The sequence below is a fragment of the Spirillospora sp. NPDC047279 genome, from assembly GCF_040643285.1.
Classification (GTDB): Bacteria; Actinomycetota; Actinomycetes; order Streptosporangiales; family Streptosporangiaceae; genus Spirillospora.
Window position 1 is genome coordinate 19,153 of sequence record NZ_JBEYUA010000034.1, and the last position, 16,287, is coordinate 35,439.

At 68.5% G+C, this 16,287-nt stretch carries 9 protein-coding genes and 2 CRISPR repeat arrays; of the genes, 6 read left to right on the plus strand and 3 right to left on the minus strand.

The window, feature by feature from the left end; all coding sequences use genetic code 11:
- Positions 1–413: 413 nt before the first annotated feature.
- From ABZ810_RS46520 to ABZ810_RS46530, 3 genes are all read right to left on the minus strand, one after another.
- Complete coding sequence (locus tag ABZ810_RS46520; protein ID WP_358414884.1) at positions 414–1,049, minus strand: GNAT family N-acetyltransferase; 636 nt, start codon at positions 1,047–1,049, stop codon at positions 414–416.
- Positions 1,050–1,414: 365 nt separating this feature from the next.
- Entirely contained in the window at positions 1,415–1,948 is a 534-nt protein-coding gene (locus tag ABZ810_RS46525) for a hypothetical protein (protein ID WP_358414887.1), read from the minus strand.
- Positions 1,949–2,597: 649 nt separating this feature from the next.
- Positions 2,598–4,333: direct repeats of the CRISPR family, unit length 28 nt; unit sequence GGACCATCCCCGCGTGCGCGGGGAGCAG.
- A gap of 101 nt (positions 4,334–4,434) precedes the next feature.
- Positions 4,435–5,946 (minus strand): peptide deformylase, encoded by a 1,512-nt coding sequence (locus ABZ810_RS46530; RefSeq protein ID WP_358414890.1) that lies wholly within the window; start codon positions 5,944–5,946, stop codon positions 4,435–4,437.
- Positions 5,947–6,257: 311 nt separating this feature from the next.
- Between ABZ810_RS46530 and ABZ810_RS46535 the strand changes: the two genes are divergently transcribed.
- From ABZ810_RS46535 to casB, 6 genes are all read left to right on the plus strand, one after another.
- Positions 6,258–6,881 carry an HIT domain-containing protein gene (locus ABZ810_RS46535; protein ID WP_358414893.1) on the plus strand — a complete coding sequence of 208 codons (624 nt, stop codon included), beginning with the start codon at positions 6,258–6,260 and terminating at the stop codon, positions 6,879–6,881.
- Positions 6,878–8,557: an aminotransferase class I/II-fold pyridoxal phosphate-dependent enzyme gene (locus ABZ810_RS46540; RefSeq protein ID WP_358414896.1), complete on the plus strand. Its 1,680-nt coding sequence runs from the start codon at positions 6,878–6,880 to the stop codon at positions 8,555–8,557. Before ABZ810_RS46535 ends, ABZ810_RS46540 begins: the two co-directional genes overlap by 4 nt.
- A gap of 155 nt (positions 8,558–8,712) precedes the next feature.
- A complete protein-coding gene (locus ABZ810_RS46545; RefSeq protein ID WP_358414899.1) occupies positions 8,713–9,282 on the plus strand; it encodes a hypothetical protein in 570 nt (189 codons plus the stop codon).
- Positions 9,283–9,427: 145 nt separating this feature from the next.
- Positions 9,428–10,615: direct repeats of the CRISPR family, unit length 29 nt; unit sequence GGGACCATCCCCGCGTGCGCGGGGAGCAG.
- Between the two features lie 316 nt (positions 10,616–10,931).
- Positions 10,932–13,808, plus strand: coding sequence for a CRISPR-associated helicase Cas3' (gene cas3 / locus ABZ810_RS46550; RefSeq protein WP_358414902.1), 2,877 nt, complete (start codon positions 10,932–10,934; stop codon positions 13,806–13,808).
- Entirely contained in the window at positions 13,798–15,510 is a 1,713-nt protein-coding gene (casA, locus tag ABZ810_RS46555) for a type I-E CRISPR-associated protein Cse1/CasA (protein ID WP_358414905.1), read from the plus strand. The genes cas3 and casA overlap by 11 nt, the downstream gene beginning before the upstream one ends.
- The gene (gene casB, locus ABZ810_RS46560) at positions 15,507–16,229 is read left to right on the plus strand and encodes a type I-E CRISPR-associated protein Cse2/CasB (RefSeq protein ID WP_358414908.1); all 723 of its coding nucleotides are present in this window, start codon (positions 15,507–15,509) and stop codon (positions 16,227–16,229) included. The genes casA and casB overlap by 4 nt, the downstream gene beginning before the upstream one ends.
- The last annotated feature ends 58 nt before the right edge of the window (positions 16,230–16,287 follow it).

The following is a 16,287-nucleotide window of genomic DNA, read 5'->3' on the forward strand; positions in this document are numbered from 1 at the left end:
GCCGCTGGGCCGGCGCCGCCATCACCAGCACCGACACTCTGGCCTACCTCACCCGCACCGTTACCCGCGGCACCGGCGAACTCGGCATCACCGCCCACGGCCCCCACGCCCGCCACCTCACCGGCGACCTCGCCCACCTACTGCACCGCTGGCACCAGCAACACCCCGCCCAGCCGCAGATCACCGCCCGCCGCACCACCACCCCACCCGCGTCGCACAGCGGCCACACGATCGCCAAGCCGACCACCAATCTGGCCCTCACCTGGACGAACTGACCTACATCACCCCCCGGTCGACCAGGACCTGCCACCAGCAGGCTCGCGGGGCCGCGCAGGCCGCCAGAGCAGACGTCGGCGACACGTCCGGCGGCGCCTGGCTGGTTTCACCGGTGGGAACTGATCGGTGACGGGCTATCAGGGCCGAAGAAGTCGCGGCATGCCTCCAAGCCGTGCACGGTGAGGTTGCGGTCGCCGCTGGCTCCAGGTGGTGTGGTCCAGCATCAGGGAGTGCTCGCGGACCGGCCGGCCGTCGCGGACGACGATCCGTGACCCGTTGGGCTGGTATCCCAGCCGCAGCGAGACCGCCCGGGAGGCGAGGTTGCCGTCCAGGTGGTCGCTGCGGGCTTCGCGGGCGTCCAGTGTGGTGAAGGCGAATTCCAGCACGCTGGCGCGTGCTTGGGTGCCGTAGCCGTGGCGTTGCTGGTCCAGCCGGATCCACGACCCGGTCTCCACCACCCGCCGCAGCGGGAAGTCGGTGGCCCAGATCTCCTGCAGGCCGATCAGTGCCTGGTCGTGGTAGATGCCCAACTGCAGGTGCCAGCTGTCGGTGCGCCAGTGCGCGCGGGCCCGCCAGTGCCGCTGCAGCAGGTCCCGCTCCAGCTGAGGTGACGGCCCGTACAGCCACGGCAGCTGATACCGGTCGGCCGAGCCGCGCAGGGTCCGGGCCGCCGCCGCCAGCCGCGGCAAGTCCTGCTCAGGCACCGGCCGCAAGGTCAGACGCTCGGTGGTGATCCGCAGTCCCAGCAGCGGCCACAACTCCTCCAGTTCCATCGTGCTGACGCTAGTGCCGCCCCGCACCCGGCCAGACGATCTAGATTCAGGTGGTCAGGCGGAACCTTGAGCCTGGGTGCTGTTCACCGGTGAGGGCGGGTAGCCGAGCGCGAGTTCGAGGCGGTGGCGGCGTGAACCGGCCGCCAGCAGCCAGGAGCGTGGCGGCTCGGCGGGGTCGGTGAAGCGCAGATGGCGCAGGTGCAGGCTGCCGACGACGGAAGCGGGTTAAACGGCAAAGCTGAGCACGCGTCAGGAAGAGTGAGTCCGAACGGTTGCACCGGATCTTGTTCGGACTCACTCTTCCGCTTCCGTGCCCGCCGCCAGCGGATGCGACCGGAGGTCAGGACGGGGCGGGCTTGGCTGTGTCAGCCGGCGCCGATGGCGAAGCTTTCGATCGTGCCGGAGTAGGTGTTCAGGCCGCTGGTGATGCACTGGGCGCCCATGTCCGTGGCCGATGTGGTGGACCGGCCGCTGAGGTGGCTGGTCTGCCCGGTGAAGGAGCCCTGGGAGACCGCACCGTCCAGGCTCCAGGTGAACGCCTCGGCGCGCACGCTCGTGCCCGGCAGGACCGAGGTCGTTCCATCGCTCCAGGAGATCTGCATCTTGCCGGTGCCGACCGCGAACGGCCCCGGGCAGGCGCCCGTGCCCGACCCCACAAACCGCCAGACACCTCCGGTGATCTTCGGCTGGGACGCAGAGGTGCACGTACCTAGATCGCCGTTCGCCTGGACCTGGGTGGTCCCCTTCTTGAAGGTGACGCCGGGGTTGAACTGCACCTGCCCGTTACCGCCCTGGCAGGTGATGTCACCGCCATCAGCAGCGGACGCCGACACCGCCGACACCGCGAACATCCCTGCGGTCATCGCCACGACCCCCCAGACGGCCACGAACTTACGCATCGCACTACCCCTTCCACAGGAACACCAGGACCCCAGGCGCTCCGTCGTCCGGAGCCGCCCCGAGAACACATCCTTGCGACGGCATCTTCAAACGAGCTGCCCTGAACGGTCAGGAAAGAACCCAGACCGTCGACCGGCATCACGCCCAGCCAGGAAGCACCTCAAGATCAGCCACGAGAGGCGGTCTTGAAGCCACTGGCGATCACTCCACAAGATGATCACTACGACCTCATTGGAACGTTGCAGACCCCCCCACTGCGAGGCAAGTTCGAGCACGATTAGGCGCCCAGTTCGACCTCATTGACGTTGCCTGGTACCCCGTCGGCGTCATCCCCTTGGTCGCCGCGCATTGGTTCCTCCGGGCGCGCACACGTTCCCGAACAGACCCGACACCCGCCCTCACATCATGATCTTGAAACAGCCGTGGACGATCGAATGCCTCATGATCAACGGGACTGCCTCAAGTTAAACGGGACGCAACAAGCGAACTCACCCGAGGTAAGCGGCGAATCCCCGAGCCAACTCTTGTCTGTCGTCGTTCTGGTCGTGGGTGCCGAGATCGCGGAGCCAGGCCAGCACCTCGGCGTCGCTCGCCCACCCCGACCCCACCGCCTCCACCGCAGTCCGCCGCACGCCGCCGTGGCAATCCCCTGGAACCGTGGAGGCATCGGGGAGCAGGGCTTCTGGCCGTCGCCGGTGTCGATCGGGTGGGGACCATCCCCACGTGCGCGGGGAGCAGGTCATCGCGGTCGACGCCAACGAGTCGTACGAGGGACCATCCCCGCGTGCGCGGGGAGCAGCGCTCGGCCATCAGTTCCTTGACGTCGTCGGGGGGACCATCCCCGCGTGCGCGGGGAGCAGCCCACGTCCATGCCGCTCGGTGTCTCGATGTCGGGACCATCCCCGCGTGCGCGGGGAGCAGGTCGAGCCGCTGCCCGGGGGCGATGTCGGACCGGGACCATCCCCGCGTGCGCGGGGAGCAGCACCCGGGACCGCGGGGTCTAGTCGGCCTGCTGGGACCATCCCCGCGTGCGCGGGGAGCAGTTGCCCTGCCCCATCTGGCCACCGGCGACGAAGGGACCATCCCCGCGTGCGCGGGGAGCAGACGGGCGGATCCGGGCGCGGGAGAACCCGAACGGGACCATCCCCGCGTGCGCGGGGAGCAGTCGGGCGAGCCGGCGTTGCCGATCGCCAGGTCGGGACCATCCCCGCGTGCGCGGGGAGCAGAGCCCGTACGCCACGAGCAGCGCCACGGCGGCGGGACCATCCCCGCGTGCGCGGGGAGCAGCCGCGCGGCTGGGCGGCGACATGGCCGCCCCGGGGACCATCCCCGCGTGCGCGGGGAGCAGTGCGCGGGATCGGGGTAGGGGGCCAGGCTCGGGGGACCATCCCCGCGTGCGCGGGGAGCAGTCGCGCTTCCGGCGGCCCCGCATGGCCCCGCCGGGACCATCCCCGCGTGCGCGGGGAGCAGGGGTCCGCTGGCTGTGCCGGACAGCGCGATCAGGGACCATCCCCGCGTGCGCGGGGAGCAGTCAGGATGAACCCGCAAGATGCAAATCTGCAAGGGACCATCCCCGCGTGCGCGGGGAGCAGGGGCAACGGCTTGACGGGCCCGAAGCCAGTTAGGGACCATCCCCGCGTGCGCGGGGAGCAGACCCTGTCGCAGCAACGGGCGGTGCTCCAAGAGGACCATCCCCGCGTGCGCGGGGAGCAGTGCCTGCTTGGCCGATACCACCCCCGAAACCGGGGACCATCCCCGCGTGCGCGGGGAGCAGGCGATCGCCTACATCGACGACCGAGGTATCCGGGGACCATCCCCGCGTGCGCGGGGAGCAGTCGAACCGGGTCGGGCCGAGCGCCTCAGCCCAGGGACCATCCCCGCGTGCGCGGGGAGCAGTGAGAGCGGACCTCTTCGAAGTCCAGATCGGTGGGACCATCCCCGCGTGCGCGGGGAGCAGGACTGGCTGGTCGAGGAGGCGACCGACGCCGAGGGACCATCCCCGCGTGCGCGGGGAGCAGCTCATGTGCTTCTCGGCGATGCGGACGCACCGGGGACCATCCCCGCGTGCGCGGGGAGCAGCTCGGCGGCCAAGGCGCGGGCAAGCAACACCAGGGACCATCCCCGCGTGCGCGGGGAGCAGGCGTGGCGAGGTAGTCGCCGATGGTGCGGCAGCGGACCATCCCCGCGTGCGCGGGGAGCAGTCTTCGACGAGGAAGACCTCCTCGAATGGGTCGGGACCATCCCCGCGTGCGCGGGGAGCAGATGCTGCGGTCGGCGGCTGGCCAGTCCTCGGCGGGACCATCCCCGCGTGCGCGGGGAGCAGGCTGAGGCGGACCTCCAGGTCGTGCTGCTGGCGGGACCATCCCCGCGTGCGCGGGGAGCAGACTCGCTGACCTGGTGTTCTACCGGCTGGTAACGCGATTCTTGAGTACTTCTTGAGATCTGGACATTTCGCCCAACGGGTGTGGTGTTCGGTTGATCTTGCTCATTGGTATCTCCAGGCGTGGCCGGTGCCTTTGTAGGTTTCGACGGGGATGGGGTGGACGTTGGGGCGCATGAGGTCTAGGTAGAGGTGTCCGTTGAGGTGGTCGATTTCGTGGCCGACGAGGCGGGCGAGTGCGTCGGTGAAGATGGTGATGGTGGTGGAGCCGTCGAGTGCGGTGTGTTCGACTTCGATGCGGCGGGGGCGGGGGACCAGGCCGCGGACATCGAAGAACGACAAGCATCCTTCGTATTGCTCGTCGGTGTCCGGTGAGCTGACCACGATGGTGGGGTTGAGCAGGACGAGTGGATTGGCGTCGTCGCCGGGTGGTTGGACGAGGGCTGCTGCGCGTCCGATGCCAATCTGGGGTGCGGCCAGGCCCATGCCTTTGCCGAAGACGTGGTGTTCGCGGACGCGTTGCATGGCGGCCAGCAGCATGTCGATGAGGTCTCGGGCGCGGTCGGCTTCGGCGGGCAGGTCGAAGAGCTCGGCGGGCTGGGTGAGGATGGGGTCGCCTTGCTGGACGATGCCGGCTGCTTTCATGCGGTCACTGGCCAGGCGCAGGTCAGGTGCTTGGTCCGAGTCGGCGCCGGTGTCGTCGGTGCGGCCGCGGAAGCGCCATTCGAGCCGGTAGCGGGAGTTGAGTGGTGGGTCGCCGGTGGCCCATTCGAAGACGTCTTCGCCCTTGTCGGCATCTACGTGATGGGTGATGGGGGCGTGCAGGGTGACTGCTTCGGCGGTGGTGGAGGTCTCGGAACCCCAGACGGCGGCGGACAGGTCGGTGGGGAACGCGAGCTTCACCGATAGCGCCAGAGTGGGAAGGCGGACGGCGCGCTGGAACCAGTGCCCCCATTTGTCGTCGCCGACGGTGTAGGCGTAGTCGAGGGTGGCGCGTTGACCGGGGTAGAGCGGGAACCGTCCGTGCTCGTTGCCGAATCGCAGCCAGATTTCTTTGAAGCTGTCGCGGTCCAGCTTGGGCTGCCAGTCCATGGGTTCGCCGTCGCAGGTGGCGGTCAGGTTCAGTTCGTCGAAGGTGAGTGGGTTGCTTCGATAGAGCTGGTTGGAGGCCTCGACGTTGCCGGGGTGGCGGTCGACGGAGATGCGGATCAGGTAGCGGGTGACTGGGGCGGGGCCGGTGTTGACGATCGTGCGGCGCATGGCCGCGTGGTAGCGGGTGCCGTCGTAGCGCAGGTCGGCGTGATCGAGTTCGACGATCAGGCCGGTGGTGCCTCGGGAGGCCACCGTTTGGGGCGGGGCGGCGGGATTCTCGGCCTGCCAGGCGTTCCATAGCTGCCCCTCGGCGGCGAGGACCTGCTCGGCCTTGCGGACGAAGTCGGCCGACGCCGGATACCGGGACGCCTCGACATGAGAGACGTAGGAGGGGTCGAAGCCCATCGCTTTGGCCAGAGCCCGCATGCTCATCTGGCGGCGGGAGCGGGCACGCGTCAGCGCGGCCGGAAAACGCAGCTCAGGCGAGCTGTCACCAGGGTGGCCGGCGGGATTGTGGGGTGCCACCGTATGTCCGCCCTTTCGTGAATGGTCGTGAAGGCCGTGAATGAAACGTGAATGAGTCAGCCTCACGATGGTCTCACCGCCAGACCTCGCGGTCCTCTCGTGTCGCAGGGTTTGTAGCTCCGCGAAACAAACCGCACCGCGACCGGTAAAGGGAGTGGCAGGTGAATCGATCAGTTGCCGGAGCCGATGGCGACGTGAGCGCTGGTGTCTCACGTTCCGCGGGCTCGGGATCGTGTGTGCTGTGTGCTGGCGCTGACCCGGCACGGGTCACACCGCTGTCGGAACTTCTGCCGCCGGGACAGTCCAGGTTCGTGGCTTGCACGCCGAGGTTCGCTGCGGTTCCGACCTATGGCTGTTTCGTTCGCGGCTACCTGCTGGTCGTGCCGCGCCGGCACGTTCTGGCGTTCGGGCAACTCGACCCGGGCGAGCTCGCAGAAGCGCAGATCCTGATCGACGATCTCGTCGCACGGCTCAAGAGGGTGTACGGGCTGCCGGTGCTGGGGTTCGAGTACGGTCTGGCCGCGGCCGGGGTGCGGCGGATCGAGCACGCCCACTGGCATCTGGTGCCCTCCCCGGCCGACCTGGCCGGTTGGCTGGATGAACGGCTCGCCGGGCGGCGGATCGGGTCGCTGGTGGACTTGCCTGCCGCAGCCTCCTACATAGCCGTGCGAACCTCGGGAGCCGGGCTGCGTCTCTACGACGTCGGTCACACCGCAGATGCGACGCACGAGGTGCACAGCCGAATTCGACTGCGCCGAGCGTTGGCGGCCTTGGATCCCCGCGTCGACGACGGAGCTTGGGACTGGGCCGAGCAGCGCCATGTCGAACTGATCCGGGCCACGGTGGCCGAGCTTGGTGCGCATGCTGAACCGGCTGCGCACCCGCCGGCTCCAACACACACCCGGCAACCGCGGAGTAGCCGGAGACGCTCGTGAACGGCGGGCGAGCCGCCCAGAGCGTCCCTTGCCCGAGCGCTACGGCGGGGCCGACGGTCCAGGGCACCTTCAACGATCTCTACACGGCGTTCTACGCGGTGCTCGATGATGCCAAGACCGACCGTGAGCTGGTCAAGCTCTACAAAGGAAGCCACGCCGCCGCAGACCCGCACCCGATCGTCACCGACCTCGGGACCTTCTTCTTCGAGCACCAGCGCGGCTTGTTCGCGTACGCCTGCCACCAAAGCGGCTCCCGGCAGCGTCCGCACCTGGCCGATCTGGACGCCTTCGACGCACAACAGCGTCCTCGCGTCGCAGTCCGCACCGTGTTCGACCGGCTCTACCCCGAGCTGGCCCGGCCAGGGCAGAACGCCGTGGACGTGCTCAACTACCTGGCCACCCGTCGGCACCGGCTCGGTGTCTATCGCGGCGGATCCAGCGGCTGGGACGAGGAAGCGCGGGCGTTCGCAGCTGCTCACTTCACCAGCGTCGGAGTGCCCACGGAGGCGGCCGAGGTGCTGGTGTTCGCAGGTGGCGCTAAGGGAGCGTTCCTGGCCTTCTGCGCTGCAGTGATGTGTCACCGCCGCCACGACACCCTGCGGCATCTGGGCGGGCGGATGCTCGCCCCGGCCGGCTACTACCAGAGCCTGCGGCTCATCCCGCCGATGGCCGGCGGAGCCATCGACGTCATCCCCTCATTCACTGGCACCGCCGTTGCTGACTGGCTGGCCGCGACCGCCGCGCTGCCGCGGCGCTGCGTGTACGTCCCGCTGGTCAACAACGCCGACGGCGCAGTCCTCACCAAGCCGCGCGCGCTCCAAATCGCCGAGGCGATCCTGGAACACAACACCCGCCACCCGCACCGCCCGGTCCACGTCCTCGCCGATGACGTCTACGTCGGCTCCTACCTGCACAACGACCGGTCCGGACACCCCATCGGCGCGATCACCGGCACCGATCTGGGGCAGCCATCGCTGGGACGGATGAGCGACTGGACATTATCGGTCGTCACCTCCTCCAAGACCTTCGCGGCGCCCACCACCAGGATCGCTTTCGCCGCCACCACCAACCCCTCCCTGCGAGCCGCGGCAGCGCACTACCGAACGGTCCTCTCACACGGACGAGTACCGCAGGTCAACGAACTGACCGCAGCCGCGGCGATCTGCCTCACCCCCCAAGCATGGATCGACACCTGGAATACGACCTACCAGGCGTCGCTGCGACGGCTGAACCAACGCCTCGACGACATCAACCGGCGCCTCGGATACCGCGCCGTCTGGGCAGACCCCATCGACGGCGGCTGGTACCTGCCCCTGCGCCTGTCCCGCAGACTGCTACCGCCCGCAGCCAGCAGCGTCGACGCGGCCGCCGCGCTGCTGCACTACGGCGGCAACGACCCCAACACCGGCATCGCCATGCTCCCCGGCGAGCTGTTCGGGCACCGGCCCGCACCCACGACAGCCATCGCTATGAACCCACCGAACGACGCCGACGCGTTCCTGCTACGCGGCACCCTCGCCCCCGACGAGCGAGAGCTCGAGCGATTCACCGACCGGCTCGGCCACGCGATCACCGCCTGGTCCGCCCCTGACGGAACCGACCTGATCCGACGCGCCCTACGACGCGCCCGCACCGTCGCCGACCTCGACACGATCCTGGCCAACACCCACTACTGACCGCCCAACCCAGCAACGCGATGAGAGCTGCAACCCGCTCGTCGGCGCGGCACACCCACAAACGTCCCCGCGCCTCACTAAGCTCCATCAACACCACATGTTGTAGCCCAGGCCCACCGAACGTCCACAGGTTGTGGCCTGCCACGGAGGTTGAAATGGTGCACCCGCCAAGCCCGACGACACAACGCCACATGCCGCAGCGGCGTTCGGGCACCACCACAGCGGTGACCATCGGCGGCGAACGCTTCTACCTGACCGCCAACGCCCGCCAGGACGGAACCCTGGGAGAGGTCTTCATCCGCTGGGGCAAGCAAGGCCAGACCTCCGCCGGCCTCATGGACATGTACTCGGTCGCGCTCTCGGTCGCCGTCCAGCACGGCGTTCCTCTCCTGGACCTCGTCCACCAGGGCCTGGACCTCTACTTCACTCCCAACGGCCACACAGACGACCTCGACATTCCGCGCGTACGCTCGGTCGCCGACTGGGTCGCGCGACGCCTGGCGATCGACTGGCTGCCCTACCACGTCCGCGCAGCCGAAGGGATCTTCACCATGGCCGAACGCGAGACCGCCGCCTTCAACTGGCTCGCCACCGAAACCGCCAAGATCCCCACCGTGCAGACCAGAGTCTCCTCCCTCGACCCCGCCGCCGACCCCGACGAGATCCAGAACGCCCTCCAACTGGACCTGGCCACCGGAATCGGCGCCCCGATCAGACGCCCCTGAGTAGGGTCTAAGCCCTGGAAGCTCGCACCTCCTGACATCTCGATCCGTCTAATGTCCTGGACTTTCAAGAAGGGCTCAGGGGGCAGCCAAGCGCTAGCTGCCTAGCTCCGGAGGCAGGCTGGTGCGTTTCTCGGAGACGCCAGTTGAGGGCTTCCCCGCGTGCGCGGGGAGCAGGACGCCGCACTGTGCTGCGACCCGATCAGCTGGGGACCATCCCCGCGTGCGCGGGGAGCAGGTCAACAACGGTTCCGCCGGCCACACCGTGACGGGACCATCCCCGCGTGCGCGGGGAGCAGTTCGCCCAGCCCAGGAATTCGCGCATCACCTGGGGACCATCCCCGCGTGCGCGGGGAGCAGTCCGTGACGTCGTGATCGTGCCGGCCACCACCGGGACCATCCCCGCGTGCGCGGGGAGCAGGGACCAGGGGCCGACCGCCAACACGGACCGGGGGGACCATCCCCGCGTGCGCGGGGAGCAGCGTCTCCCGCAACACCGTCCGCGCCGCGATGCGGGACCATCCCCGCGTGCGCGGGGAGCAGCGCGCGGGCCTGGACCGCGCCGTCGCCGATCTGGGACCATCCCCGCGTGCGCGGGGAGCAGCTCACCGGCGGCGGCCAGACCGACTCGCCCGAGGGACCATCCCCGCGTGCGCGGGGAGCAGGGCGGCGATGGCGAGCGTGAAGCTGGTGCGGTAGGACCATCCCCGCGTGCGCGGGGAGCAGTCCGTGGCACGTCGAGTCCACGACCCGGCCCTGGGACCATCCCCGCGTGCGCGGGGAGCAGCATCTGGCTCGTCACCCGGGCGCTGGTCCGCCGGGACCATCCCCGCGTGCGCGGGGAGCAGGACCCCCCGAGGTGCGGAGGTGCACAGGTGGAGGGACCATCCCCGCGTGCGCGGGGAGCAGCTCACAGAGCCTCACAGGGCTATACAGAGGGTGGGACCATCCCCGCGTGCGCGGGGAGCAGTCTCATGCACAATACGAAAGAGGGTGTCATCAGGGACCATCCCCGCGTGCGCGGGGAGCAGATGAACGACGACATCCTCTGTGACGGCGCGAAGGGACCATCCCCGCGTGCGCGGGGAGCAGGCCGAGAGGCCGACCGACGCACAGGTGGCCGCGGGACCATCCCCGCGTGCGCGGGGAGCAGGCGACCCGGGCGGCCGACGAGGAGTCCGACCAGGGACCATCCCCGCGTGCGCGGGGAGCAGTTGGACGCCTGGGTCCAATGGTGGGCGTCGTCGGGACCATCCCCGCGTGCGCGGGGAGCAGACGCCGAGGAGGAAGCCGACGGCGGCGGCGAGGGGACCATCCCCGCGTGCGCGGGGAGCAGACTCGCTGACCTGGTGTCCTACCGGTCGGTAATGCGATTCTTGAGCACTTCTTGAGATTTAGACATTTCGGTCACTGGTGTGGGTGGCTGGCTCGCGTGGGGCCGTCGGTTGCGGCTTCTTCGTGCTGGGTCCGTGTCTGGCCCATGATGGACGGTTCTCTTCGCTGGTGTTGGGTTAGGTGTTGGTTGCTCTCGTAGCACGGTCGGCTGCGTCTAGTCACGAGTTTTCCGGTTGTGGTCCGCTTGGTTGGTTGGCAGGGCGTCGTGTGGCTGGGTTGATTTGTATGGGGCTGTGCTGGATGGGATAGCGGACGTTGTGCGGCTCGGGGAAGGGTTGTCCGGGGCGGCGCGGTCGGTGTGGGCCAAGCATGATCGTGACACCGAGGATTGGCTTCCGCTGTGGGTTCATCTTGCGGACAGCGGTGCGGTGGCGGCCTTGTTGTGGGAGGAATGGCTGCCTTCGCAGGTACGGGACGTTATCAGCGCGGCCTTGCCCGGTGGTGCGGAGGACGCGCGGCTGTTGGTGGTGTGGTCTGCGGCGACCCATGACATCGGGAAGGCGACGCCGTCGTTTGCAGCTCAGGTGGAACCTCTCGCCGAACGGATGTGCAGGCAGGGCCTGCGGATGCCATTGCCGCGGGAGAAGGAAGCCGGGCGTATCGCTCCTCACGGTTTGGCGGGGATGGTGTTGCTGTGCGACTGGTTGGTGGAGCGGTATGGCTGGTCGCAGCGAAAAGCATGGCAGTGGGCGATCGTGGCCGGTGGGCATCACGGAGTCCCTCCGACCGCAGCGGACATTAAGGAACTGAGGGATCGGCCTCGATTTCTGCGGGCGCGGCGACACGAGCAGGCATGGCGGGATGTGCAGTGGGAACTGCTGGGCGCGTGTGCCGAGGCCTGCGGCGTGGCTGACCGGTTGCCTGCTTGGAAGGGCGTCAGGCTGTCTCAGCCCGCGCAGGCGGTGCTGACGGGCATCGTGATCGTTGCCGACTGGATCGCCAGTAACGCCGACCTGTTTCCCTACAGTCTCGATTTCCACGGCGGGGAGACTGTTGATCGGGTTGACTCGGCGTGGCGCGGCCTAGGGCTTCCGGTGCCGTGGCGGGCTGTGGATTCCGGTGAGGATCCGGAGGCTGTGTTCGGTGCTCGGTTCGAGTTGCCGGCGGGGGCGTCGATCCGGCCGTTGCAGGAGCAGGCTGTGCTCTCGGCGAGGGCGATGTCACCCGGCCTGATGATCATCGAGGGTCCGATGGGGGAGGGCAAGACTGAGGCCGGTCTTGCCGCAGCCGAGGTTTTCGCTGCTGGTTCTGGGGCTGGCGGCGTGTTCGTGGCGTTGCCGACGATGGCGACGAGCAACGCGATGTTCTCCCGGGTGTTGCGGTGGTTGCGGCGTCTTCCGGACGCAGGGCCGACGCGAGGAGACCGGGCTGTGTGGCTCGCACACTCCAAAGCGGCGCTGAACGAGGAGTTCCGGGAGCTGGTATGGGCTGGTTCGCGGTCCGTTCAGGGGGTGCAACTCGACGAGGAGGATCAGTTCCGGGCGGCCGCGGAGCTGGTCGCGCACCAGTGGTTGCGTGGTCGCAAGAAGGGCATGCTGGCCGACTTCGGAGTTGGGACCGTCGACCAACTGTTGTTCATGGGGCTCAAGAGCCGGCATCTGGCGTTGCGGCATCTGGCTCTCGCGGGGAAGGTTGTCCTGATTGACGAGGTGCATGCCTACGACGCCTACATGAACTCTTATCTGGATCGGGTGGTGTCGTGGCTGGGCGCTTACGGCGTTCCGGTCGTGGTGCTGTCGGCGACGCTCCCGGCTCGGCGCCGCCGGGAGCTCGTGGAGGCGTATCGCGGGAGCGGTGACGACGCCGGTGCCGGCGTCGGTGGCGGGGACGCCGTCGAGACCGCGACGGACTATCCGCTGATCACCGTTGTTGAACGGGGCGAGCCGCCTGAGGTGGAGGCGGTCGACGCGTCTGGGCGGCGCACCGACGTCCAGGTTGAACGGCTGGCAGATGACCTGGAAGTGCTAGCCGATCGTTTGGAGCAGGAGCTGGCGGGCGGCGGCTGTGCGCTGGTCGTCCGCAACACGGTGACCAGGGTCCTGGAAACGTCTGTGTTCCTGCGGGATCGGTTCGGCGCCGAGGCCGTCACCGTCGTTCACGCCCGCTTCGTCGATCTGGATCGGATGCGCAAGGACGCCGACCTGGTGTCCAGGTTCGGTCCGCCCGGTGAGGGCGGTTCACGACCGCGAGGGCCTCATGTCGTGGTCGCGAGCCAGGTCGCCGAGCAGTCCCTGGACATCGACTTCGACCTGCTGGTCTCAGACCTGTGTCCGGTTGACCTGCTGCTTCAGCGGATGGGACGGCTGCACCGGCATCAGCGCGGGAACGATCAGGGAGACCGGCCAAAGCGCCTGCGGGAAGCCAAGTGCTTTGTGGCGGGCGCTGATTGGACCGCGTCTCCGGTGGAACCTGTTTCGGGCTCGCAACGGGTCTACTCGCGGTACGCGTTGCTGCGCTCTGCGGCCGTGCTCTGGCCCCACCTTGAGGGAACGGCCGAGACCGGCCGAACCGTCAGGCTCCCCGAGCACATCAGCCCGTTGGTGCAGGTCGCCTACGGCGACGGACCTGTTGGCCCGCAGGCATGGCAGCCAGAGCTGCGGAAGGCCTTCGACAAGCACCAGGCGCGCCGAGCTACGCAGCACGCTAAGGCTGAGACGTTCCAGCTGGCAGACGTCGGTACACCTGGCACCGCGCTGTTCGGATGGATCGACGCGGGGGTAGGTGACGCCGACGATACGCGCGCCGGCCGCGCGCAAGTCCGAGACGGAGTGGAGTCGCTCGAGGTCCTGGTGGTGCAGCGCCTGGCGGATGGGACCGTCCGGACGCTGCCGTGGCTGATAGACGGGCAAGGCGGGCTGCCCTTGCCGACCGAGAGCGTGCCGGAGCCCCGGCTGGGACGCATTGTGGCCGCCAGCGGTTTGCGGTTGCCGTTCCAATTCTCGATCCCAAAGATCGCCGATCAAGCGATCGAGGAACTCGAGAAAGAGGTCATTGCGGCATGGCAGGAACGCGACAGTTCCTGGCTCGCGGGAGAACTGATCATGTTCTTGGACGAGAACTGTCGTACCCGGCTGGCAGGTTACGAAATGCGTTACAGCGCCGACGACGGACTGGAGATCATCAGTGGCGAATGAGCGCCTCCGCTTCGATCTGACCGGTGAACGTTGGCTCCCGGTGCTGCGTATGGACGGCAGCCACGACGTGCTTTCGCTTCGTGATGTGTTCGCCCAGGCCGGCGACTTGCGGCGCATTGTCGGCGATCTGCCGACCCAGGAGTTCGCGCTGATGCGGCTGCTGCTGGCGATCCTGCATGATGCCGTCGACGGACCGCGCGATCTCGACGCTTGGGAGGATCTCTGGGAGAACGGACTCCCGGTCGGTCGGTTGCAGAAGTATCTGGATGATCACGTCGAACGATTTGATCTTCTTCATCCCGACATGCCATTCCTGCAGACACCATCGCTGCATACGGTGAAAGACGAAGTGTCCTCCCTGGACAAGATCGTGGCGGATGTGCCGAATGGCGCGCGACTGTTCACCATGCGCGGCCGCGGGGTGGACCGGCTGACCTACGCCGAAGCCGCCCGGTGGCTGGTGCACACGCATGCCTTCGATACCTCGGGCATCAAATCCGGTGCGGTGGGAGATCCGCGGGTCAAAGGCGGCAAGGGGTATCCGCAGGGTGTTGCCTGGGCGGGGAGCCTGGGCGGTGTCCTCGCCGTGGGCGACGACCTTCGTACCACCCTGCTGCTCAACCTCATCGCTTTCGACACCGGCACCTTGCAGATCGATCCTCGCCATGACCGGCCGGCATGGAGGCGTGAGGTGCCGACCGCCGCGCCACTCAGCGACACCGAAGCGGCGCGTCGTCCCCACGGCGTCCGGGACCTCTATACCTGGCCGTCTCGCCGCGTCCGGCTGCACTTCGACGACACCGGTGTACTCGGGGTCGTCTTGGCCTACGGGGACCCGCTCGCGGCACACAACAAGCACCGGCTTGAACCGATGACTGCATGGCGGCGCAGCCCGGCACAGGAGAAGAAGCTCCGGGAGGAGCAGATCTACCTGCCTCGCGAGCACGACCCCGCCCGCACCGCGTGGCGAGGCTTGGGGGCGGTCATCGCGGGGCGGGCCGAAGGGGCTCAGCAGCGCAACGAAGCGGCCGCGATCGTCCGTCCCCGGATCCTGGATTGGGTGGCCCGGCTCACCGTGGAGGGCCTGCTGCCGCAGGAGTTCCTGCTGCGGGCCCGGCTGATCGGCGCACGATACGGCACGCAACAGTCGGTCATCGACGAAATGATCGACGATGAGGTCCAGATGCCGGTGGTCCTGCTGCACGACCAAGACCATGAGCTGGGCATTGAGGCGATCGATGCGGTCGCTGACGCCGACCAAGCCGTGCGCCTCCTAGGCGACCTGGCCGCCGGTCTGGCGACCGCAGCAGGCGACTCGCCCGAACCACGCAAAGACACGGCCCGCAACCAGGGATACGCCCTGTTGGACGGCCCGTTCCGCAGCTGGCTCGCCGCGCTGTCACCCGGCGACGATCCCGACACCGTCCGCACCGCATGGCGGCGCACCGCGTACTCGATCATCCGCCGGGTCGGCGCCGACCTGGTCGCCGGGGCCGGCGACGCCGCATGGCAGGGCCGTGTCGTGACCGCCAAGGAAGGCCGCACGATCTGGCTCAGCGCCACCCGCGCCGAGCAGATCTTCCTCGCCCGACTCGCCCAAGCGCTGCCCGCCGGCCCACCGCCGTCGACGATCCCGGCGTCCAGCGCTGCCGCCGCCGTGAACGCGCCTGAATCAACTTCGACCATGAAGGCATCGTCATGACTTCGGTACTTCCGAGCACGCGCAACATGGCGGCAGCCGCCACGGCTCTCGACACCGCGACATCTCAGCAGCTGTCAGTGCGCTCGCTGGTCACCGACACCGCTGGAAGGTTCATCGCCGAACTCCAACGCGGTTTCCTCTCCGACCGGTCGATCGCTGTTGGCGCGCTGGCGCAGCTGCGCCGCGGCGCCGGCAAACTCCCCAGCCAGACTCCCGAGCTCTGGGGGATCACCGGCACCGACCAACTGCTCCAGCACGAGTTGCTGGCCGATAGTGAGACTCGCGCTGAGCGTGCCGAGGCGGGCCACTTCATCGCGGTCACTCTGTACGCCCTGCATCAGCAGTCCCAGCGAAGTCCGATGCACCGGCCTAAAGCCGACCTAGGCGAGGCCGTCCGTCGGCTGATGCCCCGCGGGGACATTGAGGAGACCATCCGCCGCCGTTTCGTCCGGCTCGGCACCGCAGCCACCGCCGACATCCTCGCGTACCGGCTCCGCGAGATCGTCTCCCTGATGCGCGGCGCCGGCGTCCCCCTCGACTACGGACGACTCGCCGGTCAGCTCTATCTGGCACAAACACCCGACGGCATGCACCAAGTGCGCCGCGAGTGGGGTCGCAGCTTCCACACCTACAAGCCAGACGACACCGACCAGTCCAGCACGCAGTCTCCTGGCGCCGAGCCCCCGGACAAGGACGGCACGAGCACAGAGCAGCCCTGACGACCAGGCCCTTGCGACGAGCAGAGCAGGACCTGCTGTACGCGGCACCGGGGCGCCG

Coding starts and splice junctions, on each gene's coding strand:
- ABZ810_RS46545 (WP_358414899.1), top strand. CDS start 8,713: ATGGTGCACCCGCCAAGCCCGACGACACAACGCCACATGCCGCAGCGG.
- casB (WP_358414908.1), top strand. CDS start 15,507: ATGACTTCGGTACTTCCGAGCACGCGCAACATGGCGGCAGCCGCCACG.
- ABZ810_RS46520 (WP_358414884.1), bottom strand. CDS start 1,049: ATGGAACTGGAGGAGTTGTGGCCGCTGCTGGGACTGCGGATCACCACC.
- ABZ810_RS46525 (WP_358414887.1), bottom strand. CDS start 1,948: ATGCGTAAGTTCGTGGCCGTCTGGGGGGTCGTGGCGATGACCGCAGGG.